This is a genomic window from Sphingomonas sp. IW22, assembly GCF_041321155.1.
Classification (GTDB): domain Bacteria; phylum Pseudomonadota; class Alphaproteobacteria; order Sphingomonadales; family Sphingomonadaceae; genus Sphingomonas.
In genome coordinates, this window is record NZ_JBGGWB010000009.1 from 20,141 (window position 1) to 41,378 (window position 21,238).

Annotated in this window: 18 protein-coding genes and 1 tRNA gene; 14 read left to right on the forward strand and 5 right to left on the reverse strand. The window is 60.0% G+C overall.

From position 1 onward, the window contains the following. Positions 1-4 precede the first annotated feature (4 nt). From ACAX61_RS18145 to ACAX61_RS18155, 3 genes are all read left to right on the forward strand, one after another. Complete coding sequence (locus ACAX61_RS18145) at positions 5-205, forward strand: DUF2093 domain-containing protein (protein WP_370716064.1); 201 nt, start codon at positions 5-7, stop codon at positions 203-205. Beyond that, complete coding sequence (locus tag ACAX61_RS18150) at positions 202-1,119, forward strand: M23 family metallopeptidase (RefSeq protein ID WP_370716065.1); 918 nt, start codon at positions 202-204, stop codon at positions 1,117-1,119. The genes ACAX61_RS18145 and ACAX61_RS18150 overlap by 4 nt, the downstream gene beginning before the upstream one ends. Positions 1,120-1,468: 349 nt before the next feature. Beyond that, complete coding sequence (locus ACAX61_RS18155; protein ID WP_370716066.1) at positions 1,469-1,978, forward strand: DUF4142 domain-containing protein; 510 nt, start codon at positions 1,469-1,471, stop codon at positions 1,976-1,978. A gap of 178 nt (positions 1,979-2,156) precedes the next feature. Here the strand turns inward: ACAX61_RS18155 and cmk are convergent, their stop codons facing one another. Then, positions 2,157-2,786 (reverse strand): (d)CMP kinase, encoded by a 630-nt coding sequence (gene cmk, locus ACAX61_RS18160; RefSeq protein ID WP_370716067.1) that lies wholly within the window; start codon positions 2,784-2,786, stop codon positions 2,157-2,159. Continuing rightward, entirely contained in the window at positions 2,783-4,126 is a 1,344-nt protein-coding gene (aroA, locus tag ACAX61_RS18165; RefSeq protein WP_370716068.1) for a 3-phosphoshikimate 1-carboxyvinyltransferase, read from the reverse strand. The genes cmk and aroA overlap by 4 nt, the downstream gene beginning before the upstream one ends. A gap of 107 nt (positions 4,127-4,233) precedes the next feature. Here aroA and ACAX61_RS18170 point away from each other — a divergent pair, with 107 nt between their 5' ends. The 7 genes from ACAX61_RS18170 (at position 4,234) to ACAX61_RS18200 (ending at position 11,529) form a co-directional block, all read left to right on the forward strand. After that, positions 4,234-4,554 carry a TIGR02300 family protein gene (locus ACAX61_RS18170; protein ID WP_370716069.1) on the forward strand — a complete coding sequence of 107 codons (321 nt, stop codon included), beginning with the start codon at positions 4,234-4,236 and terminating at the stop codon, positions 4,552-4,554. 119 nt (positions 4,555-4,673) lie between these two features. After that, positions 4,674-4,749: transfer RNA gene (locus ACAX61_RS18175), tRNA-Ala, on the forward strand. A gap of 174 nt (positions 4,750-4,923) precedes the next feature. Beyond that, entirely contained in the window at positions 4,924-6,627 is a 1,704-nt protein-coding gene (locus ACAX61_RS18180; RefSeq protein WP_370716070.1) for a site-specific integrase, read from the forward strand. A 271-nt stretch (positions 6,628-6,898) separates the two neighbouring features. Then, a complete protein-coding gene (drt3a, locus tag ACAX61_RS18185) occupies positions 6,899-8,134 on the forward strand; it encodes an antiviral reverse transcriptase Drt3a (RefSeq protein WP_370716071.1) in 1,236 nt (411 codons plus the stop codon). Beyond that, positions 8,127-10,103: an antiviral reverse transcriptase Drt3b gene (gene drt3b / locus ACAX61_RS18190; protein ID WP_370716073.1), complete on the forward strand. Its 1,977-nt coding sequence runs from the start codon at positions 8,127-8,129 to the stop codon at positions 10,101-10,103. Before drt3a ends, drt3b begins: the two co-directional genes overlap by 8 nt. A 389-nt stretch (positions 10,104-10,492) precedes the next feature. Continuing rightward, positions 10,493-11,071, forward strand: coding sequence for a recombinase family protein (locus ACAX61_RS18195; protein WP_370716075.1), 579 nt, complete (start codon positions 10,493-10,495; stop codon positions 11,069-11,071). After that, the gene (locus ACAX61_RS18200) at positions 11,068-11,529 is read left to right on the forward strand and encodes a hypothetical protein (RefSeq protein WP_370716112.1); all 462 of its coding nucleotides are present in this window, start codon (positions 11,068-11,070) and stop codon (positions 11,527-11,529) included. The genes ACAX61_RS18195 and ACAX61_RS18200 overlap by 4 nt, the downstream gene beginning before the upstream one ends. Here ACAX61_RS18200 and ACAX61_RS18205 read toward each other — a convergent pair. Further along, positions 11,485-11,760: a helix-turn-helix domain-containing protein gene (locus ACAX61_RS18205; RefSeq protein ID WP_370716076.1), complete on the reverse strand. Its 276-nt coding sequence runs from the start codon at positions 11,758-11,760 to the stop codon at positions 11,485-11,487. The two genes, ACAX61_RS18200 and ACAX61_RS18205, sit on opposite strands and share 45 nt — an antisense overlap. 136 nt (positions 11,761-11,896) lie before the next feature. Here ACAX61_RS18205 and ACAX61_RS18210 point away from each other — a divergent pair, with 136 nt between their 5' ends. Beyond that, positions 11,897-12,397: a DUF4236 domain-containing protein gene (locus ACAX61_RS18210; protein WP_370716077.1), complete on the forward strand. Its 501-nt coding sequence runs from the start codon at positions 11,897-11,899 to the stop codon at positions 12,395-12,397. A 147-nt stretch (positions 12,398-12,544) separates the two neighbouring features. Here ACAX61_RS18210 and ACAX61_RS18215 read toward each other — a convergent pair whose 3' ends face one another. After that, positions 12,545-13,957, reverse strand: coding sequence for a hypothetical protein (locus ACAX61_RS18215; protein ID WP_370716079.1), 1,413 nt, complete (start codon positions 13,955-13,957; stop codon positions 12,545-12,547). A gap of 479 nt (positions 13,958-14,436) precedes the next feature. Between ACAX61_RS18215 and ACAX61_RS18220 the strand changes: the two genes are divergently transcribed. Continuing rightward, a complete protein-coding gene (locus ACAX61_RS18220; RefSeq protein ID WP_370716080.1) occupies positions 14,437-14,664 on the forward strand; it encodes a hypothetical protein in 228 nt (75 codons plus the stop codon). Between the two features lie 216 nt (positions 14,665-14,880). Here the strand turns inward: ACAX61_RS18220 and ACAX61_RS18225 are convergent, their stop codons facing one another. Continuing rightward, positions 14,881-17,868: a TonB-dependent receptor plug domain-containing protein gene (locus ACAX61_RS18225; protein ID WP_370716081.1), complete on the reverse strand. Its 2,988-nt coding sequence runs from the start codon at positions 17,866-17,868 to the stop codon at positions 14,881-14,883. 557 nt (positions 17,869-18,425) lie between these two features. Between ACAX61_RS18225 and ACAX61_RS18230 the strand changes: the two genes are divergently transcribed. Beyond that, a complete protein-coding gene (locus ACAX61_RS18230) occupies positions 18,426-19,613 on the forward strand; it encodes an MFS transporter (protein ID WP_370716082.1) in 1,188 nt (395 codons plus the stop codon). After that, positions 19,610-21,232, forward strand: coding sequence for a glycoside hydrolase family 43 protein (locus ACAX61_RS18235; protein WP_370716083.1), 1,623 nt, complete (start codon positions 19,610-19,612; stop codon positions 21,230-21,232). The genes ACAX61_RS18230 and ACAX61_RS18235 overlap by 4 nt, the downstream gene beginning before the upstream one ends. The last annotated feature ends 6 nt before the right edge of the window (positions 21,233-21,238 follow it).

Consider the following 21,238-nt stretch of genomic DNA (forward strand, 5'->3'; position numbering starts at 1 on the left):
GCCCATGTTGATGTCGAATGCCAACCGCGCCGCCCGCCTGCACTACATGGCTAATGGCTTTCGGCTGCTGTCGCCGGGCGATCATGTGGTCTGCGCGGTTTCGGCTGAGCGGATCCCGCTGGACACGCTGAAATATTGGAGCGTGGCGCGGCAGGAAGCCTATGCCACCGCAGAGATTGCGACACAGGCCCTGACGCAGGCGTGATTGCGCGCGCACTGACGCTGGTGTTGCTGGGGGGCTGCGTGGCGGTGCCCCCCGCGATCGAGCGTGGATCGACCGCCGCCGCGCCGTTGGCCCCGCGACCCGCGCCTGCGCCGGTGCCAAGACCCGCGCCGCCGCCGGTCGAGCGCGAAGCGATGCGCTTCGCCTTTTCCGGGCCGATGATTCAGGGCGGCGTGGTCAGCGGCACCGCGCCGGCGGGCACCGTGACGCTGACGCTGGATGGCAAGCCGGTGCCGGTGGCGTCCGATGGCCGTTTCCTTATCGGCTTCGATCGCGACGCGGGGCCTAGCGCGCAACTGGTGGCGACGCGTGATGATGGCGAGACGCTGGAACAGCGCCTGACCGTTGCGCCGCGCGCCTGGCGGATCGAGCGGCTGCCAACGCTGGCGCGCGTCTCGCAGCCCAGTGCCGAGTTCCGCCGCCGCCGCGCGCCCGAACTGGCCCGCATTGTCGCGGCGCGGGCCGAGGATACCGGCGCCGATGGCTGGCGCCAGACGTTCGAATGGCCGACGACCGGGCGCATTTCCGGCCTATTCGGGTCGCAGCGCATCTATCGCGGCGAACCCGGCGCCTATCACTCCGGCGTGGATGTCGCGCGCCCGACTGGCACCCCGGTCAAGGCACCCGCCGACGGCGTGGTGATCCTTGCCGCCGACAGCCCCTTCACGCTGGAGGGCAATCTGCTGATGCTCGACCACGGCATGGGCCTGAACAGCGCGTTCCTGCACCTGTCGCGCATCGACGTTGCCGATGGCCAGCGCGTCCGCCGGGGCCAGACCATCGGCGCGGTCGGCGCCACCGGCCGCGCAACGGGGCCGCACCTGCACTGGGGCATGAAATGGCGCGATGCCCGCATCGACCCGCTGCTCATCGCGGGACCAATGCCGAAGGGTTAGGTTGTGATGCCGAGGACCTAACGGCGCCTGGCGCCCCGCAAGCCGATGTTCATGCGGGCTCGTCGCCTTCCAATAGCGGACGTTCGTTCGCTCCTCTTCGGCCGGAATTGGGACGATAGCAGAATGTCCGCGTCTGGCGGAGCGAGGCTCTCAAGCGACCTGAAACCAGCGGCAAAAAGTGAGTATTGTTAGGCGTAGGAAAAGAACGATTTAAGGCTGACGGGTATTTCGACCCATTCTCTACCCAACTCAGTGTAATCTAAAGCAATGGAAACCTCGAGCTTCTGCAATAGTTTACTGCTGGCGCTCGGCCGCTCGGGCCAGCGGATGATGCAGAGGAAATCACGAAATGATGATCAATGCGAAATGCTATCTCGCGTTGGCTTTGGCGGTTCCCGGCTTAGCGGTCGCCCAAATGACACCCAGCGCTTCCGCACCCGCGACATCGGCTAACACCTTTGTCGAAAAGGCCGGCGCCAGCGATCTGTACGAAAAGCAATCCAGTCAGCTTGTCCTTGAATCGACGAAAGACGCAAAGATCAGGCAGTTTGCGAACATGATGCTGAAGGATCACACGAAGAGCACGGCCGACGTAAAGGCTGCGGCGGCTAGTGATCGTGTGACGCTGCCGGCACCCAAGCTCGAGCCTGCCCAGGCCAAGATGGTTGCAGACCTTCGGACCGCATCCGGCGCGGCTCGTGATCGCATGTATGTTCAACAGCAAAGGACCGCGCATCAGCAGGCTTTGGCCCTGCATTCCGGCTTTGCGCGCAGCGGCGACAAACCCGCGTTGAAGCGCGCTGCCGCCACGATCGCGCCGGTCGTCCAGCATCACATGGAAATGCTGCAATCGATGTGAAAAAGAGGTTCCGGGAACAGGGTGGCAGTCGCCCTGTTCCCGGGATCATGTCCAAACTGTCGAGATCAAGTCGAACGTGAGGCTGTGCTGGATCAGGCCACGAGCTTGGATGCTAGACTGATCGTCGACCTCGTCCGCTTTCCACTCATCACGGCTGTCGGTTTACAACGCTACGGCCTCAGCCGGCCGCACCCCGTCGTGCTTCCACCAGCGCAATCGCCTTTTGCACTGCCGCTTCGATCGACAGGAAGCTGGTGTCGAGCAACGCCGCGTCGGCGGCCTGACGCAGGGGGGCTTCGCTGCGGCGGCTGTCACGGTCATCGCGGGCGCGGATGTCCGCCAATACCCGGTCGAAGGTCGTCTCGACGCCGTGCCGCTGCAGTTCGTCATAGCGGCGGCGGGCGCGGATCATCGGCGTCGCCTTCACGAACAATTTGACCTCGGCATCGGGTGTGATGACCGTGCCGATGTCGCGTCCGTCCAGCACCGCGCCGCCCGGCTGCTGGGCAAAACGCTTCTGCCGCTGGAGCAGGGCCGCGCGCACCAGCGGATGGGCGGATACGACCGATGCGGTCCTGCCGACATGATCGGTGCGAAGCTCCGCTGATTCGAGCAGTGATTCGTCGAAATCACACATCGCCACGACATCGGCTTCGCGTGTGGGGTCCAGTTCCTCCGCCAGTACGCGCGCTGCGACCGCACGGTACAGCAGGCCCGTGTCCAGATGCGGCAGCCCGTAGTGGCGCGCCAGCGCACGTGCGATGGTGCCCTTGCCCGATGCGGCGGGACCGTCGACCGCGATGATCACGCGTCGATCCAGTCGGGTGCGGCACCCAGCCGGGCGGCCGTGGTGACGAAATCGGGATAGCTGGTGGCGATGGGTGCGGCATCGTCGATTACGACCGGGCGCTTCGAATGCATGCCCGCCACCGCCATGCTCATGGCGATGCGGTGATCGAGCAGCGATGCGACGCGCCCATCGCCGGTGCCTGCCAGCGGCTCCCCATCGCGTCCGTCGATCGACAGGCCGTCCTCATGCTCCTCGACCGAAACGCCCGCCAGCGTCAGCGCGGCGGCCATGGCGGCGATGCGATCGGATTCCTTGACGCGCAGCTCATGCGCCCCGCGCGCGACCGTGCGGCCACGGGCGAACGCAGCGGCGACGAACAGCACTGGATATTCGTCGATCATGCTAGGGGCCAGATCGGCGGGCACCTCGATCGCCGACAGCGGCGCATGGCGCACGCGCAGGTCCGCCACGGTTTCCCCGCCCACATCGCGCTCGTCCAGCGCCTCGATCGACGCGCCCATCATGCGAAGCGCGGTCATCAGGCCGGTGCGCGTCGGGTTCATCAACACGTTGCGGATCAGCACGTCGGATCCCGGCACGATCGACGCCGCAACCATCCAGAACCCGGCGGAGGAGGGGTCGCCCGGCACGTCGATATCCTGTGGCCGGAGTTCCGCCTCACCGCGGATCGAGATGACCTCGCCCTCCACCGTCAGTTCGGCGCCAAAGCCGCGCAGCATCCGCTCGCTATGGTCGCGGGTGGGAACGGGTTCGATGACGCGGGTGATGCCGGGCGTGTTCAGCCCCGCCAGCAGTACTGCCGACTTCACCTGTGCCGACGCGACGGGCAGCCGGTACTCGATCGGCACGGCCGGGCACAGGCCCTGCATCGTCAGCGGCAGGCGGTCGCCGGGGCTGGCGGTAAAGCTCGCCCCCATGCGCGACAGCGGTTCGGTAACGCGGCCCATGGGACGGCGCGACAGGCTGGCATCGCCGGTGAAGGTGGCGGTGATCGCATGGCTGGCGACCAGTCCCATCAGCAACCGGGTCGAGGTGCCCGAATTGCCCATTTCCAGCGCGGTGCCGGGTTGCAGCAGCCCGCCGACGCCCACGCCGGCAACGCGCCACTCGCCGTCCGCACGGCGTTCGATCTGTGCCCCCATCGCCCGCATCGCGGCGGCGGTGGCCAGCACGTCTTCGCCCTCCAGCAGACCGCGGATACGGCTTTCGCCGACGGCAAGCCCTGCGAACATCAAAGATCGGTGGCTGATCGATTTATCGCCGGGCACGGTCACTTCGCCGGTCAGTGGTCCGGCGGCGGCGATCGACAGCGGGCGGGGCGTTGCGTTGGCGTGCATGGGCGCGGGCTTTTGACAGGGGGCTTGCACTATGGCAAGGCGCCCGCCAATTCGTTGGCCCTGATAAGGCCCGAAATCCTCATCCCATCCGAAAGGCGACACGCGGCATGGTCAAGCCGGAATGGGGCACGAAGCGCTCGTGCCCGAAATGCGGAACCCGCTTCTACGACCTTCAGAAGGACGAACCCGTCACCTGCATCAACTGCGGTTATGCATGGGAGCCGGAACCGATCCTCAAGTCCAAGCAGCCGTTGCCGTTCGAAGCGGCAAAGGCGGAGCCGACGAAGGACAAGGAAGCCGATTCGGATCTGGGTGACGATCTGGACATCGACACCGAGGACGATGACACCCCCGCCGACGACGATGTCGATCTGGGCGGCGACGACGATCTGGGCGTCAAGACCGCCGACGAGGACGACGAGAATTGATGCGGTCGCGGCCCGGCGACGTTGCCGGGCCGCACCCTTTTACGGGTAGCGGCCTTTTTTTGAAAAGGTCGCTTGCCAAAGTCAAAAGGCCCCTTTAAGGGCCGCCTTCCCGGAACGATGGGGCCGTAGCTCAGCTGGGAGAGCGTCGCAATGGCATTGCGAAGGTCAGGGGTTCGATCCCCCTCGGCTCCACCATTCCACCCGAGATTGGCCAAATAGCGTCAAATCTCTGATGGGACCGCATTTTTCCAGCTCGCTGTGACGCAAAGGTGTTACACAACGGGCGTGGAAGAGTTGCCGAAACCTCAAGGTCTGATGAAGCGCAGTGGCAGTAGCTACTGGCATTTCCGCCAGAGGCGGCCCTCGCACATGATGCGTCCCGGCCTCCGGACCCATGAGATTGTGTCGCTTGGGACTGCGGACTATCGGTTGGCGCTGGCGAAGCTACCAGAGGCACGCGAGATCATCGCTGCTCGGTTCCGCGACGCGATTATTCCGGCTTCAAGCGGGATTGTTTCCTCGACGCACAGGCGCAAACGTCCGGACGCTCCACACCTTCCTTTGCTCACGATTGATGACGCAGGGCGCATCGCGCGAGCATATTTCCAGCGCGAGCTGGTTGAGCTCGATATAGCTCCACTGTTTGCCCAATCGTTCGACCAACATGAGGCTGCTCGCCTCCGGGAAGAGCTGGCGCATCGCATTGGTGAGTTAGCCTTTCTGCCTGCCGATGGAGATGTGGAGCATCCGGCTCTAGCTGTGGAGATTGCGCTTCTGACGGAGGAAGGCCGTCGTTCTCCCTATGACAGTCGCGCCAGCCTTCTGCTTAGGGAGTATCTGCGTCGAGCCATGCTCCAGATCGGCAAGATTGAGCAGGCGCGCTTCGACGGAGTTTTTTCCGATCAAATCGACGATGTGCTGTTCCAGTTAACGTATACAACGACAGCCATCGGTAGCCCCTCAGTCGCTTTGGGTAGTGATACCGGCGTGACTGTGGGGGAGGCGGGGGAACAGTTCCTTGCCGAGCTTCTCCAGCGGTCTCGTGCAGAAAAGACCCAAGATCGATACCGGCGAGAGGTCGCGCATATTGTGGCCTTCTTTGATCCTCAGACTGCCATGAGATCAGTCCGGCGACAGCAATGCGTCGATCTTCGGGACACGTTCGCCTTGTTGCCGCCGAACTTCGGCAAATCCCTCGTCGAGGGTTCGACTATTCGCGAACTTGCGGCGGGGCGCGAGGCTTCCGATCCAGTCCTCCAGTGGGAGACGCACGAGAAATATCTTGCGATGCTACGGCGGTTCGTCGCTTGGGCGGCCAAGCAGGATTACATCGAAAAGGACTACGCGGACGACTTGAAGCCCTTGGCAGCGAAGCCTGATGGCTCGATGGCTAAGCTCCCGTTCGAGACCAGTGAGCTGCGTCGCATTTTGACGCGACCGATCTACACCGGCTGCCGTGATGACCAGAACGGCTTTGCCCGTCCGGGGCCGAACATCGTGCGTCGAAGCCGGTATTGGGCGCCGCTCATCTCACTGTTTGGTGGCTTGCGGGCGGGAGAGATATTGCAGCTCACGCCGGGGCATTTCCGGGTGTCAGAAGCCGGAACTCACTTCATGGTGCTGACGCCCGACATGAAGCTAAAGAATGAGAACGCACAGCGGGAGGTGCCTGTGCATCCGGTGCTTCAGCAGATTGGTTTTCTGTCGTGGATCGAGAGGCGGCGCGTTGACCCTTCCGCATTGCTGTTCCCGGAAGTGCCTCGGGACAAGTACGACGCGGAGAGCCCTGTATTCTCGAAGCGGTTCAAAAGCGATTTGAAGCACTTCGAGCTTGGGGACCGTCGCTCCAAACTGACATTTCATTCGTTGCGCCATACCTTCAAGGCTGCGCTTGACGAGGCTGATGTAACCGAGCAGCACAAGGACGAGCTTTGTGGCTGGGCGCGTTCGAAGAAAATCGGTCGTCGCTACGGGACAGGACTGAGTGCGGACGTGCTGCGGCCATACCTCGAACGAGTTGCCTATTCGGTCGAGCTCGGACACCTCTTCGGCCACTCGCGGTTAGCGGATTGATAAGCTGGCGCTGTGCAACGCGTTGCAGCGTTGAGATGGCGCTGACCTTCAGCCGGCCTTGATCTATGCGACGGGCGTCTGATGCGGCATCAGCGGGCGGCTGGCACCGGCCTCACGCCGCTCGCTCTGTGGCGCGACGATCCGGCGATTTGCTTAATCGCAATACAACATCAGCACTCGCGTTAGCGAAAAATCCGCCTGTCGGCTTTCAGTTGAAACGCGGCTGTGTTTTATACCGCGCAGGAGGGCTACGATCTCTCGGGGGGAATGAATGTTTGATCCGACGATCCATGCCCGGACAATAGCCCGTCATTTTCAGTCGCGTGATTTTGCCGATAACCCCACGCTCTTTAATCCCGTCGCGTTGCAAAACGTGATCGAGCAGGCTGTGTCACTCGGTGCAAATGGCTTAGCTCCTGTCACGCTGAACAGGTCAAAACTGCGTGGCAAAGACGTATTTCAGGTTGATGGTTTGTCACACAATCTGGTCCTAAGACATGTGACAAACAACATTCGGCGTGTGACAGGCGTGAAGCAAGATGACCGGCAGTTTATCATCAATTGTATTGCCTCGCTGGTTTCAGAGGGCACCGCTTTCCGCGTGTACAAGTACGATGTGAAATCGTTTTACGAGAGCGTGAAGGCTCAGAATATCCTCCTGGCCCTGTCGCATGATCTAGCTTTCTCTGGCCAGTCGGTTCGCGCCCTTGGGTCGCTTTTTGCGGAGCTTGAAGCGCAGGGTGTCAGTGGTCTGCCTCGAGGATTGGCAATCAGCGCGACGCTCGCGGAGTATCTTCTTCGCCCATTTGATGCCGCCATGTCTAATAATCTAGGCGTATGGTACTACTCGCGTTTCGTAGACGACATTCTGATAATTACCGATGGCTCCGAAGATGCCAAAGAATTTACTGCCCTAGCAAGTGACCTGCTGCCGTCCGGTCTCCAATTTAACGCAAAATCGAAAGACTTTGCGTTTGCTCCCTATAAGAAGGGGAACACGAAGGTGATTGAGGGCAGCTTTAACTTCCTCGGCTATAGCTTTTCCGTCACGAAGGCATACCGAGATACCTCAGACAGCAAAATTAAAAGAGGCGTGATTTTGGATATCGCACCTTCTAAAGTCAAAAAGATAAAAACGAGAATGGCCAAAGCGCTGATTACCTATAGAGGTGACGCAAATTTTATAGACTTGCGCGATAGGTTTAGAGTTTTGACTAGTAACTTTAATTTTGTAGATAAAAACTCTGGGGCTATAAGGTCGTCCGGCATTTATTTTAACTACTCGCTTATCAGTTCCGGATCGCATGCTCTTTTAGCTCTGGATAAATTTGCTAGAGCTGCAATTTTGGCACCCGCCCCCAAAAATAAGTTGTACCCGGTGGTTAGCTCGGCCCAGCGGCTCGAACTGTTACGACTGAGCTTCAAAGGGGGGCACGGGGATCGGCGATTTTTCTCGTTCAAGTCCGCTCGTTTGGCGAAACTGACGGCGTGCTGGCACTATGTATAAGAGGGTCGTAGCTCGCGGCAATATTCACCGTAGTGATTACGCGCGCGTGCTTGTGACAGATACTCAGCCGGGAGATATCCCACTCATAGTCTCAAACGATGGCTTTTACCTAAATGCCAAGGAGCGTGGATTAAACGTTGCAGGCCGGGAATTGATTGAGAGGATACTCAGTCCGATCAAGAGTTATACGCTGCCGTACAGATATAATATAATGCGTGCGACCGGTGCGCCTCGCAGATTAAGCCTTATTCACCCGGGAACACAGCTTCAGATAGCGGAGTTCTACAGTAAATATTCGCATCTCATAGCATACTACTGCCGAAAATCTCCGATTTCCATTCGCTCCCCAAAGAAGGTGGGAAGCCTATTTTTTGTAAAGGGTATACAGTCCGACAAGAACTCCCTGAAAGGGGCAGGGATAGATACGACGGATATTGAAAACTCGGTATCAAATCCAGCATCTTACTTTTCTTACGAAGGTTATGACAGGGCGTATAAGTTTTTTAATTCGTACGAATATCTTAGGTTGGAGAAGAAATATAACGTGATGTATTTTGCGGATATCGCAAAATGCTTCAATAGCATCTATACTCACACGTTATTTTGGGCGACCGCAGACGTGTACACTGCCAAGGATAATACCTCGGCGGCGGGCTTTGCCAACGCCTTTGATAGGCTAATGCAGTCATCTAACTTCAATGAAACCAACGGTATTTGTGTGGGTCCGGAGGTGAGTAGGCTTTTTGCTGAGCTCATTCTGAGCGAGGCGGATCGTCGGGTTATCAACATCTTGGAAAGTGCCGACCCTCCAGTTCTCTACCGAAAGAACTACGAAATAAAGCGCTATGTCGATGACTACTATATATTTGCCGAGGACGAAGGCGCCGCGCAGAAGGTATTTGCGGCGGTAAGACTGGCGCTATCTAACTTTAATTTACACTTGAATGACGAGAAAACCTATTCTGTTCCAAGGCCGTTTATTACTCAGAAATCTCGTCTAATACGAGATGCAAGCGCCGCCTTAAATGCTTTCTGTGATAAGTTCCTCGCGGCTGATGTTGAGGGCGGAGTTAGCTTTATTTATCCGAAACGGGTGCGGCGATCTCAGGCTCTTCTTCGATCATTTTTTGATACGGTTAAATCGAGTTGCTATGATCAGAAAGCAGGATATCAGGATGTCGCGAATTATCTAATTGCCGGTCTCGCAAAAAGGGTTGGTTCGGTTATCGATGGTTACAGCTTTGGTATGAAGCGAGATGACACATCAAACGATCAATATATTGAAGCTGTCAGCGTTTTGCTCGAGGCGATCTATTTTTTCTATAACGTGCATCCAACCGTCCCCTCATCTTTGAAGGTCGCTCAAGCCGCAATACGTTCCTTCGAGTTCTTTAAAAAAGAAATCAAAGATAGAGTTCCCTATCTAGCAGAGCAACTTGTGCGCTGGACATTTGAGTTTATCAAAAGCCTGCGTGGCGCGCTACGGCATCGTGATAACGATTGCGTTCCGTTGGAGGCACTCAACTTACTGCTCGTCCTTGGTGAAGTCGGAAGAGCGGAGACCGTAGCTCAGCAGGCGATTTCTGAGTTTTGCAGTGAGACTGGCTCGCTCATGTATTTTGAGATTGTTTGCTACCTTTTCTGCGTGAAGGATGATCCCGCTTTTGCAACACTTCGAGCTGATCTGTTCGCAAGGGTTTTGGTTTTGTTAAATGGAAAGGGGCGGATCAGAACGGAAGGACACGCCGCGCATTTGGCTCTAGACGTTCTGTCCTGCCCATATCTACCGCGAGTAGATCGGGCTAAGCTATTTAACAAACTGCGGAAATCCGTAGACTTGCCGAGCCTCCCGATTGCGGATGCCGAAGCGTCTGTGATTGAATTTGAGGGCAAGCCTTGGTTCGTCAATTGGAGCGATCCCAATTTGCTCCGCATGATCCGTAAAAAGGAGTTGAGCGCGGTTTACTGATCATGTTATCTGTTAATCGGGCTCGCTCGGCACTTTATGCCCTGCTTCGGCAGGCTTCATACTACCATCCTCGACCGCCGCGCTGATTTCGCAAAGCGTGAGGGGGGACGTAGAGCAGCAATGCACACACCGAACGTGCCGGGCGAGCCTACCGCATTATTTCTCATACGGCCTTGCCCTCTTGAGACGACGAGGTTTGGGGACAATCCGCCTCACACGGGTCCGTGTAGCCGAAATGAGACGTGTTCTCGTTAGGTCTAGGGCCATAGGAGAATACGACCCCCTAGTCGGCAGATGGTTCAAAATAGCACCTGTTAATCAGATACCTAAGCGTTGGCAGATGCCAGCGCTCGGCTATGGTGTTCGTGCAATAAACGCAGGGACATCAAATGCTTATCGGCTACGCGCGAACCAGCACGACCGAGCAGACCGCCGGCTTACAGGCCCAGCTTCGAGAACTCGGTGCAACGGGTTGCAACGAAAAGGTCTTTTTCGAACAGGTATCTTCGGTTGCGGTCCGGACGCAGCTCGAAGCTGCGCTAGATTTCGTGCGCGAGGGCGACACCTTGGCCGTGACGCGGCTGGATCGGCTTGCTCGATCCACGGCGGACCTGCTTGCCATCATCGCGCGGCTTGAGGTGAAGGGCGTATCCCTTCGCATCTTAGATTTCGGCGGAACATCGGTGGATACGAAGTCGCCTTCCGGCAGGTTGATGCTGACCATGTTCGGCGCGCTCGCCCAATTCGAGCGTGAGCTGATGCTGACCCGGCAGCGGGAGGGGATTGAGAAGGCAAAGGCGGAGGGCCGCTACAAGGGGAGGGTGCCAACCGCGCGGGCGAAGGCCAAGGATGTGTTCGCCCTGTCGGATGCTGGTACCGGCGCAAAGGCAATAGCGGCGAAGCTCTCGATCTCCCGGGCCTCGGTTTATCGAATATTGGCCGACAGCAAGCCGGGTGTCCGAGCATGAGCGGGAACTGGTATAATGGCTTCTCGCCAGCCGACCGGACCAAGGGCGCCAACTTGCTCCGGCGCGCGCTGCGCGAGGGTACCGTCCTCCCGGCGAGCATCTGCTCCATGTGCGGCAGGGTGCCTTCGGGGCTTGGTTATCATAATGAAGACTACAGGAAGCCGCTGACGGCCTATCCCATCTGTCGCCGCTGCCACTATGCGATCCATATCCGCTTTCGGCGACCTTACTATTGGCGCGAGTTTATCGCACCGCTGGATCGGAATGGATGGTTCCAGAACCTCACCCCTGATCCGGCGTCCTTATATCGACCTTACGACCTCACCTATCCCGAGGGCGGCACCGCTCACTCACTGCTGACCGGCGGCTCTTACGCAACTTGCAGGCAGTCAGTAGCGCACAATCTTGCCTACCTATTTAGCCCGATGCCTTTCCAGATTGAGGTCGCTGGCGAATAGGGCGCCGGGATCGACGCCCAAGGTCCGTGCAATCTTTTCTACGACGATGATTGTCGGTGCGCGGACGCCGCGCTCGATGCCGCTCATGTAGGTTCTATGGACGCCTACCCTGTCCGCAAACTCGTCCTGCGAAAGGTCGGCGGCGTCGCGTAGCGCACGCACGTTACGGCCAAATCGCACTCTGATGTCCATCGGCGAGGATGGATCATAATGTCGCCTTTCGAGCGACATCTCATAGGCTACATTACTATTGGTTCGAGCCTACCAACTCTGTAGACTATCGGCTGCGCGCGGCCCGTTTTCGGTGAATGTACATCGGATCGTGAAGCCCGCTGCGACGGTGGCCGCATGTTCGGGAGAGTTTCACATGGGTTTCAGGTTCCGGCAGGTGCTCAGCGTGGTGCCCGGATTGCGGCTTAATCTAAGCAAGAGCGGCATCTCAACCAGCTTGGGAGTTCAGGGGGCTACCGCGAACATCAGCAAGAATGGTGTCAGAGGGACGGTCGGTATTCCGGGGTCCGGCGTATCATATTCCAAAATGTTTTTACGATCTGGTAGGGGCGTTCCGTCTTCGGTTTCGCGCGCAACCGAGCCGAAAAGTTCGCTGGGTCAGGAAAGAAAAAATCCGCGCACCTCCCATATAAACGACGAAGCATTGGCTGACCTCTATCTGCTGACCGCCCATCTTGTTGTGGGGAACGCAAACGCGTCTCCCAGTTGGCTCCAGCGACAATTTCGAATTGAATATATTGAAGCTGCCGAACTGATTGAGCAGTTGGAGGCCGGGGGAATCGTTTCACCTCCAGATAAAATCGGAAGGCGGAAAGTCTTGGTTGACGTCCAAAGCCTCCCTGAACTGCCGGAATAGAATAGGGGTTAGCGGCGGGCGGCGGCGGGGAATTGCAACCGCCGCTGTACGGGCCTGAGCGCAGAGGCGCTTAATCGTGGGCGCACCCCCGCGCTCAGCCCCTCCCAGCCGCTGCTGCAATTCCCCGCCGCCGCCCGCCGCTAACCCCTATGCGTCATTTGTTTGTGGGTCCGGCTCATCGAACGCTGCCTTCATCCTTTGGACGATCTCCAACCAGTCACCCGTGAGCGCGTGGCGACGCTGTTCTCCGGCACGGAGACGAATATTCAGGTTCTGCCGAGAAATGAGGCCAGCGCGCTCTAAACGATCCATCAGCCGGCGGGGGGCGGGGCCGTTCTCGCCGGTCTCGTCGATGCCGCCGGAGGTCAGCAATGCCGAGAATACTGGCATGAAGGCGACGCCAGCCGCTTGGGCGCAGTCGGCCACCAGCGAGACCATACCGGCTACCTCATGCAATGTGGCTCGTCTCGGCTCCTCACACATCGCGCAGAAGACCGCCCACCTACTGCCGGCTCTGCGAACAGCGTCGTCCCGTACTTGTCCGAGCAGGTCCGCGAGCGGGTGCTCTGTTTTGCAACGCGTTGCACGGACGGCGTTGCGCACCGCCGACAGGTATCGGGTTTCCGCTCGCACGCGATCCCGGTACTTGGCGTAGTATATCTGATGAACCGTCTTCGTGCGTGCAAAGCCGACTACGGCTGAGCCGAGACGACGACCGCCAAGTTCTGTCTCACCGTATCGCCGCAAGCCGGTCTCACTGTGGGCTTGAGGAACAGTATGAGCGAGACGTTCCATCAGCGCTTCCGCTGATGAGTGCCGTCGCTCGAAGTTCGCTTCCGCGTACAGAACAATGAGATTGGCCCAGTCGAGCCTCAATGCCATAGCCTCCGACCGAGCGATGAGACGGGTTTCCTCCTGCCAATGAACAAACCCCGCCGACACCGGCCCGATTGCATCCAACACCCAACGACGTAGCTGGACTTCGACGATTTCGATGAAAGCGTCGGCGAACGCTGGACCCAGCTTTTCCTGAGCCTCGATAGGCCGGGGTACAGCGTTATCGGCGCCACCTAGCGCCATGTCACCTTGTTCGATTGCTGCCGCTGCAAAGAAGGCTTGCGGTACCATCGCGAGCAGTTCCTCTCGCGCCATTTGGTCTGGAAGCGCGACCAATGGATGATGGAGGATACGGGTCGGATTAATGCTGATGCTGAGCGACACCTTAACGCGATCAGCATCTTGCCGCGCGTCGAGGAAGGTCTCGTTCATGAGCCAGTTGGCACCGGGCCGGAACGTCGTCCTGTAATATTCTGACGGTTTATCTGAGATTGCCGACCATGCACGGTTTTGGTCCTCACGTGAGGTGAGCGCCGCTCGGTAGCGTCGAAACAGGTCGTGTACAGCGTCGCGGCTGGTGGCCGATATCCAGCCCGTTACCCGCATACGTATCAAGTCGATCATCATATCGTCGCGGGTGGGCCGCGCTGCCAGATCGAGTGCCTTTACGCCGTTCCGGGAACGCTGGCGCGGTCGAAGATCATACCGGGGATGCATTGCCATCAGCGATGTCGCGCCATCTTCGGGCCTTCGTGTGAGTTAGTAGAGCCGTATCTTAGCATCAGACGGGGACTGGATGGCCACCGCTACATCGTCCGAATGCGGAATGGCTGAAACGACCGTGCAGGGAACTTGAACAGGGGGGCGAAAGAATACTATTCGGCCAAACGAACTGAATAGGATTTGTCGTGGGTACAAGTAGCGCATGGACGCCAGAACGCCGGGCTGCGCAGGCAGAGCGGATACGTAATACGAAACCTTGGGCTGCCTCGACCGGTCCGCGCACGACAGAGGGGAAGGCGGCCTCTTGCCGCAATGCTTACAAGGGCGCGGCAAGACCGCGCTTGCGAGCCGCGGCGCGCGTGGGTGCGTTGACGTTGCGGGTCGTCAAGGTTCTGAACGAACTTCACGGTCGCCCGGTGTTAAGTGCGGAACCAGCTTCCCGACCGCATAGCCCCGCAGCTTTCTGCCACGACCGGCGCATGAAGCGATTTCAGGAACTTGAGGCTCAACGGAAAGCGGCGGTAGCCGAGTATCTCGCCCTCGTTGAGGCCTTGAGTGATACACAAAACCTGTTACACAAGGTGTTGGAGCAGTGGGCTAAGGGATTGAAAACAGGTGGTTCCGGTAGGGCGGCTTCTTCCCCCCTCGGCTCCACCATCCTTCCCGTTCCGATGACACGTTCGGCCAGCCCGGTAGCTGACGGCTGAACCCCCTTTCGATATCCGGGTTTGATCGCGGCCGTTGCAAGACTTGGCTGCGGGGGCTTGCTCTATTTCTGCCCTTTGACAGCCGCTACAGCCGCTCGCGCACTGGCGCCGGTGCAGCTAGCGAGACCTGCTAGCCCGCGCTCAGGTGGCACTCTGGCGCAAAAAAAAGGGCGGCCGCGTCACACGCGACCGCCCACATGCCTTTCGGCGGGAGGATCAGAAGTTGAAGCGCACGCCCGCGCGGTACGTCCGACCCAGCATGTCGTACAGAGCCGGGTTCGAGAAGAAAGGCGACCGCGCCGGATCACGGTCGAAGAGATTGTCGACCTTGAAATAGGCGGTGACTTCCTCGGTCAGGTTATACGTCCCGCCAATGTCCATATAGAACGCGCCGGGGACGAAATTGTCTTCCGGGCTGATCGTCTGGTAATTCGGACCCGGAACAGGGCAGGTGCCCGGTTCGCATTCAATGTAGTTGTTGTTGATGACGCCCTCGCTGAACCAGCGCTCCTGGATCAGGAACGAGAATCGGTCGTTCGAGTAGGATTGCGTCGCCAGCCATTTCCAGTCTGGCGTAGCGCCGAAATTCTGACCCGCGGAGTCGCTGGAAATCGTGTTGGGCAAACCGTTGTCGCTCACATACTTCGCAATGTGCGTTGCCAGTGCGCGAACGACGAAGTTACCCGGCAGACCCAGCGGATTGCGCCACTGATAGCTTGCTTCAATGTCAAAGCCTTCGGTCTCGATCGACGCGAAATTGAACGACTGGACGTTGATGAAGTTGGGACCGTTCGGATTCTCGAGATTGAACGAATTGCAGGTCTCGGGAAGGATGTTCTGGAAGCAGTAATTGACGATGTCGCCTGCCCCCAAGCTGCCGATGACGTCGTCGATCTCGATCTTGTACCAGTCAAACGACACGCTCAGTCCGGGCAGCCACGACGGATTCGAAAGCGCGATACCGGCCGTGCTGTTGCGGGCGATTTCCGGCGTCAGTGCCGGGTTGCCAACCGTATATTGCAGCGCCAGCACGTTGCGATTGTTGAACGGGTCGAAGAAGTTCGGCAGCGTCGTCGTGACGGGAGCGGCGAACAGTTCCGACAGGTTTGGCGCACGGATATCGCGCGAGGTGACACCACGCAGGCGAACGCCGTCGAGCGGTGTTTCCCACGTGCCGCCAATCTTCCAGGTCCACACTGTCCCCGACGTCGAATAATCGGTGACGCGTGCAGCGCCGTTGATGTTCGCTCGACCCAGGGCATCCGAGTTGACGATCGGCAGATCGGCTTCGAAGAACGCTTCCTTGACGCTGTAGGCGCCATTGCCGTTGCGATAGTTGCCGGCGTACCAGTTCACGCCATCCTGCAGCAGTACCGGATCGTTCGGATAGGCCGAGTTGAACGGCGTGTTCGCGCCACCCGCGCCATAAGGATCTGCTTCCACGCGGTAGAATTCGTGACGGAACTCCGCGCCGAATGCGACCGATAACGGACCGGCCCACAGGTCAACCGGCTGCCCGGAGAAGTTCAGACTGACCACGTCCTGCGTCTGGCGCGTGCGCTGATACGGGCCGCTGCCCGGCTGCACATAGCGCAGGGCCGCTTCAGATGGATTGCCGCCGATGATGTTCAGCGGCTGGCAACCCGCCGCCCGTGCGACCGGGTCGCGGCAAACGATCTGGCCGTTCAGGCTGATCGCGTCGATTGCGCGATCGAAACGGCGCGAAAGCAGGATGTTGGTGACGTCGATTTCCTGACGGGTTGTGCCGTGCTGATAGAAGATGTCGTAGTTCCAGTCGTCACCGAACACCGGCACGCGACCCTTGGCGCCCGCAGCGAAGCGATACAGGCGCCGGTCGGTGGCGACCTGGGTGTTGCCCAGCGCCGCGTTGCTGGTGCCATAACGGAAGCTGGTGATGCCCGCTGCAGCGCACTGGTTGCGCACAATCTGGGGCAGGAAGGGGTTTTCGCACTGAATAGTCAGGTTCGGGCGGTTCTGGCCGTTGATCGGCTGATTGCCCGTCTTGACCTGACCGATGGTCACGGTGCCGTAGATTTCGTTATTCGGCGCGAAATCATAACCCAACCGGGTATACGCGTTCAGGCGTTCGATACTCGACTTGAGCGAACGGCCCGAATCGACGTTGCCCGAAACGTCGCCGCCCTGACAGAAGCCGAAGTCGCAGCCGATGACGTTGCCAGCAGCATTGCGGGCGGGCACGCCGTTCGAACCATATTGGAACTGGAACGGATTGCCCGCTTCGTCAAAGGCGATGCCCTGCAGCGGACCGGCCGTGATCAGACCATATTTGGTGAAGCCGATCGACTGAGCAAAGTCGCGAAGCACCAGCTGCGGATTGCCATCGTCGCGGATATTGCGGTTGACCAGCGTGCGCTGAGTGAACCAGTCGCGCCCACCCGCCAGGCCGATGCCGAACGGACCGGGGCCGACGCCCGCTTCGTTGCCATATTCCGTGCTGACGACCAGGTGCAGCGTGTCGTTCAGGAAGCTCTTGCCGCCGGCCAGCTGGACCAGAACCGATTCGTCATCGGCGTAATCGGTGATGCTGCCCTGGACGTTGCCCTTCAGCCCTTCAAAGCGAGTGTCGGTGATGAAGTTGACCACACCGCCGACCGCGTCCGAACCATAGGAAGCCGAAGCGCCGCCGTTCACGATATCGACGCGCTTCACCAGCAGCTGCGGAAACAGGCTGACGTCCGGCACGCCCGACACGTTCGCGCCGACGACGCGCTGACCGTCGAGCAGCGTCAGCGTGCGGATCGCGCCCACGCCGCGCAGCGAGAAGGAGCTGAGCCCCTGTGCGCCGCTGGAGGTGCTGAAGGTGTTGACCTGCGTGCCGCTCGATCCCTGAAGCGAGGGAAGCTGGGCGACCGTGGTGAAGATGTTGGGCTGCGCGTTCGCGGCAATCTGTTCCTCACCGATCACGGTTGTCGGCGTAGGGGCGTTAAAGCCGCTGGCGGTGATGCGCGAACCGGTGACGACGATATCCTGCACACTGTCGCGGGTTGTGTTCGTGTCTTCCGACGGGGGTAGGGCGCCTTGAGGGGCACCCGGCGGGGGCGCCTGTTCGGGCTGCTGAGCCAGCGCCGGAGCCGACAGCGCGCACATCGACAGCGCGATGATGCTGGATGCGCCTCGGCGCCAGGACGCACCATTCAACAACCGGTAACGATCTGAAAACATATCACTCTCCCTGAATAATGACCCGCTTTTTTATGCGGTGACGTTTGTTGGAACGGGCCTTGCCGACATTTGCCGCCTCGGACCGCTCAATTATGGCCGTGGTTCTTTTTTGAACTGATTCTGCCACGCGCCATGTTCGGCCATTTCTGCGGCCATGCAGGCATCCGCGTCAACGATAATATCAGATAGGATGTTAACGAAAACGCGTTGTCGCTCGCTGTCATCCATTTCGCATCGCTCCCCACGCCATATTTTTTTCTTTTTTATTCAACAGCATCTCTGCGCTGGCTGGCCAAAAGATGTCGCATACTTGCTACCCAAGCCGAACCTGCATTACGGTAACGCTATCATCGGAATTTTGCCCGAACCGGGGAGGTTGTCAATACTCCTACATTAGGGCTAGGTCTTAGGTGTACGTCGATTGGTTCGAGCGCCTGCCGCAAAACGTCCCCGGACGATATTGCGCCCAGAATGTTCACGTTAACGGAGCGCGATCATTGCGGATCAGAGGGATACCCAGCCTGAGGTGGACGATCATCGGCCTGTTTGTTGGCGCGATGATCATCAATTATCTCGCGCGATCAGTCCTGGGGGTGGCGGCACCCGTCATCCTGACCGAGCAGGCGATCACCAGCGAACAATATGGCTGGATTACCGGCGCGTTCCAGATCGGCGTGATGTTTCAACCGCTTGCCGGTTATCTGCTCGACGGCATCGGGCTGCGCATCGGATTCGCGGCCTTTGTCGCGACATGGTCGTTGATCACCATGGCCCACGCCTTTGCCAGCGGCTGGATGGGCTTTGCGGCCCTGCGCGGCATATTGGGCCTGGCCGAAGGGTCGGCACAGCCCGCCGGGCAGAAATTGGTCGCCGAATGGTTTCCGGCGCGCGAACGCGGGGTCGCCGGCGGCATCTATAATATCGGGGCGTCGTTCGGCGCGGTGTTCGCACCGCCGCTGGTGGCATGGGCGGTGATGACGCAAAGCTGGCGGCTGGCGTTCATCGTCGCGGGCGGCATCGGCGTGGTCTGGGCGCTGATCTGGTTCATCTGGTATCGCACGCCCCAACAGCACCCCGCGCTCAGCACCGAGGAGCGCGATTATATCCTGACCGGGCAGGAGGCGCGGCTGGCGGCGCTGGACGCCAAGCCTTCGATCCTGGCGCTGATCCGCCGCCGCGACCTGTGGGGCATCGCTTTGCCGCGGATGCTGGCCGATCCCGTCTGGGGGATGCTGTCCTTCTGGATGCCGCTGTATCTGGCGCGGGAGCGCGGATTCGACCTGACGCAACTGGCTCTGTTCGCGTGGCTGCCCTTTCTGGCCGCTGATCTTGGCTGCCTGTTCGGACCGGCTGTCGTCGCCTTTCTGCAACGGCGAAACATCGCGCTGATCGACGCGCGGCGATGGGCGTTCACGCTGGGCGCGGCGATGATGACGGGCATGGCTTTTGTCGGTGTCGTCACCAACCCTTATGTCGCCATCGGCCTGTTGTGCCTGGGCGGTTTCGCGCACCAGACGTTGTCGGTCACCGTCATCACCATGGCATCCGACCTGTTCCGCCGGAACGAGGTGGCGACCGCTGCCGGCATGGCCGGTCTTGCCGGCAATCTGGGCGTGCTGATCTTCTCCCTGGTGCTGGGGCAGATGGTCGACGATGTCGGATATGAGCCGTTTTTCGTTCTTCTAGGCGTTCTCGACCTGATCGGCGCCGCAATCCTCTGGACCCTGGTACGCAAACCCGCATGACCCACATCGCGAACCCAATCCTTCGGGGCTTCAATCCCGACCCCTCGATCGTGCGCGTCGGCGATGATTTCTACATCGCGACGTCAACCTTCGAATGGTATCCCGGCGTGCAGATCCACCACAGCCGGGATCTGGTGAACTGGCGCCTTGTCGCCCGCCCGCTGATGCGCGCGGGGCAGCTGGACATGCGCGGCGACCCCGATTCCTGCGGGGTGTGGGCGCCCGACCTGAGCTATGCCGATGGGCGGTTCTGGCTGATCTTCACCGATGTGAAGCGTTACGGGACCACCACGGTCGACGGCGCGTCGGGTGTGTCGCTGCGCGATTTCCACAATTATGTGGTGACCTGCGACACGATCGACGGCGACTGGTCCGATGCCGTCCATCTGAACAGCAGCGGGTTCGACCCGGCGCTGTTCCACGACGATGACGGGCGCAGTTGGCTGATCAACATGCTGTGGAGCCACCGGCCCGGCCGCACGCGATTCGCCGGCATCGTCATCCAGGAATTCGACCGCGCCGCCATGAAGATGGTGGGTGAGCCGCGCATGATCTTCGAAGGGACCGACCGCGGCTTTACCGAGGGGCCGCATCTGTTCAAGCGCGACGGCTGGTATCACCTGCTGGTGGCGGAAGGGGGCACCGGGTGGAACCACGCCGCCGTCATGGCGCGTTCGCGCAACCTGTTCGGCCCATATGAAGTGCATCCCGACGGTGCGATCCTGACAGCAAATGGGCGCCGCGAAGGTGCGCTGACGCGGACGGCGCATGGCGATATTGTCGAACTGGCCGATGGCAGCCCGTGGATCGTCTATCTGTGCGGTCGCCCGCTCCCCGGTCGAGAGCGGTGCGTGATGGGTCGCGAAACCTCGATCCAGCCGCTGCGCTGGGGCGAGGATGGCTGGCTGCGGACGCTGTCTGGCGATGCGGAGCCGGACCCCGCACCCACTGCACCCGATCTGCCGCCCGCGCCATGGCCGGATGCCGACTGGGACGGCCGTTTCGATGTCGCGACACTGCCGCCCGAGTTTCAGTGGCTACGCACGCCCGATAGTGACCGCATCTTCAGCCTGAGCGAGCGACCGGGCCATCTGCGCCTTTTCGGCCGGGAGACGATTGGCAGCCAGTTCGAGCAGGCGCTGGTGGCGCGGCGGCAGGTCGATTTCAGCTATGTCGCCACGACCAGCGTCGACTTTGCGCCCCGTGACTTCCAGGCGTCGGCAGGGCTGGTCTGCTATTATAACAGCACCAAATTCCATTATCTGCACATCAGCGCGGCTCAGGGCGTTCGCCAGCTCCAGCTGATGACTGCATCGCCGGAAGATGGCGCGGGCGGCACCACGCTGTCGGTACTCGACGCGCTGCCCGATGGCCCGATCGAGATGCGCGTCGATGTCGCGGGCGAAGCGCTGCGCTTTTACTGGCGGCCCGCAGGTGTCGAGGAATGGCAAGCCGCGGGTCCGGCGCTGGACGCCACCATCCTTTCAGACGAAGCGACGCTGCCCGGCCTGCCCAATTTTACGGGCACGTTCGTGGGCATGGCGTGTCAGGACATGTCGGGCCGGGCCACGCCCGCCGACTTTGCGTGGTTCCGATATGAGGGGCGCGACGCCCGCTAAAGCGGC

Excerpts from the sequence above, each read along its gene's own strand:
- ACAX61_RS18145 (WP_370716064.1), top strand. The coding sequence starts at position 5 with ATGTTGATGTCGAATGCCAACCGCGCCGCCCGCCTGCACTACATGGCT.
- ACAX61_RS18155 (WP_370716066.1), top strand. The coding sequence starts at position 1,469 with ATGATGATCAATGCGAAATGCTATCTCGCGTTGGCTTTGGCGGTTCCC.
- aroA (WP_370716068.1), bottom strand. The coding sequence starts at position 4,126 with ATGCACGCCAACGCAACGCCCCGCCCGCTGTCGATCGCCGCCGCCGGA.
- ACAX61_RS18170 (WP_370716069.1), top strand. The coding sequence starts at position 4,234 with ATGGTCAAGCCGGAATGGGGCACGAAGCGCTCGTGCCCGAAATGCGGA.
- ACAX61_RS18180 (WP_370716070.1), top strand. The coding sequence starts at position 4,924 with ATGATGCGTCCCGGCCTCCGGACCCATGAGATTGTGTCGCTTGGGACT.
- drt3a (WP_370716071.1), top strand. The coding sequence starts at position 6,899 with ATGTTTGATCCGACGATCCATGCCCGGACAATAGCCCGTCATTTTCAG.
- drt3b (WP_370716073.1), top strand. The coding sequence starts at position 8,127 with ATGTATAAGAGGGTCGTAGCTCGCGGCAATATTCACCGTAGTGATTAC.
- ACAX61_RS18195 (WP_370716075.1), top strand. The coding sequence starts at position 10,493 with ATGCTTATCGGCTACGCGCGAACCAGCACGACCGAGCAGACCGCCGGC.
- ACAX61_RS18200 (WP_370716112.1), top strand. The coding sequence starts at position 11,068 with ATGAGCGGGAACTGGTATAATGGCTTCTCGCCAGCCGACCGGACCAAG.
- ACAX61_RS18205 (WP_370716076.1), bottom strand. The coding sequence starts at position 11,760 with ATGTCGCTCGAAAGGCGACATTATGATCCATCCTCGCCGATGGACATC.
- ACAX61_RS18210 (WP_370716077.1), top strand. The coding sequence starts at position 11,897 with ATGGGTTTCAGGTTCCGGCAGGTGCTCAGCGTGGTGCCCGGATTGCGG.
- ACAX61_RS18215 (WP_370716079.1), bottom strand. The coding sequence starts at position 13,957 with ATGGCAATGCATCCCCGGTATGATCTTCGACCGCGCCAGCGTTCCCGG.
- ACAX61_RS18220 (WP_370716080.1), top strand. The coding sequence starts at position 14,437 with ATGAAGCGATTTCAGGAACTTGAGGCTCAACGGAAAGCGGCGGTAGCC.
- ACAX61_RS18225 (WP_370716081.1), bottom strand. The coding sequence starts at position 17,868 with ATGTTTTCAGATCGTTACCGGTTGTTGAATGGTGCGTCCTGGCGCCGA.
- ACAX61_RS18230 (WP_370716082.1), top strand. The coding sequence starts at position 18,426 with ATGATCATCAATTATCTCGCGCGATCAGTCCTGGGGGTGGCGGCACCC.
- ACAX61_RS18235 (WP_370716083.1), top strand. The coding sequence starts at position 19,610 with ATGACCCACATCGCGAACCCAATCCTTCGGGGCTTCAATCCCGACCCC.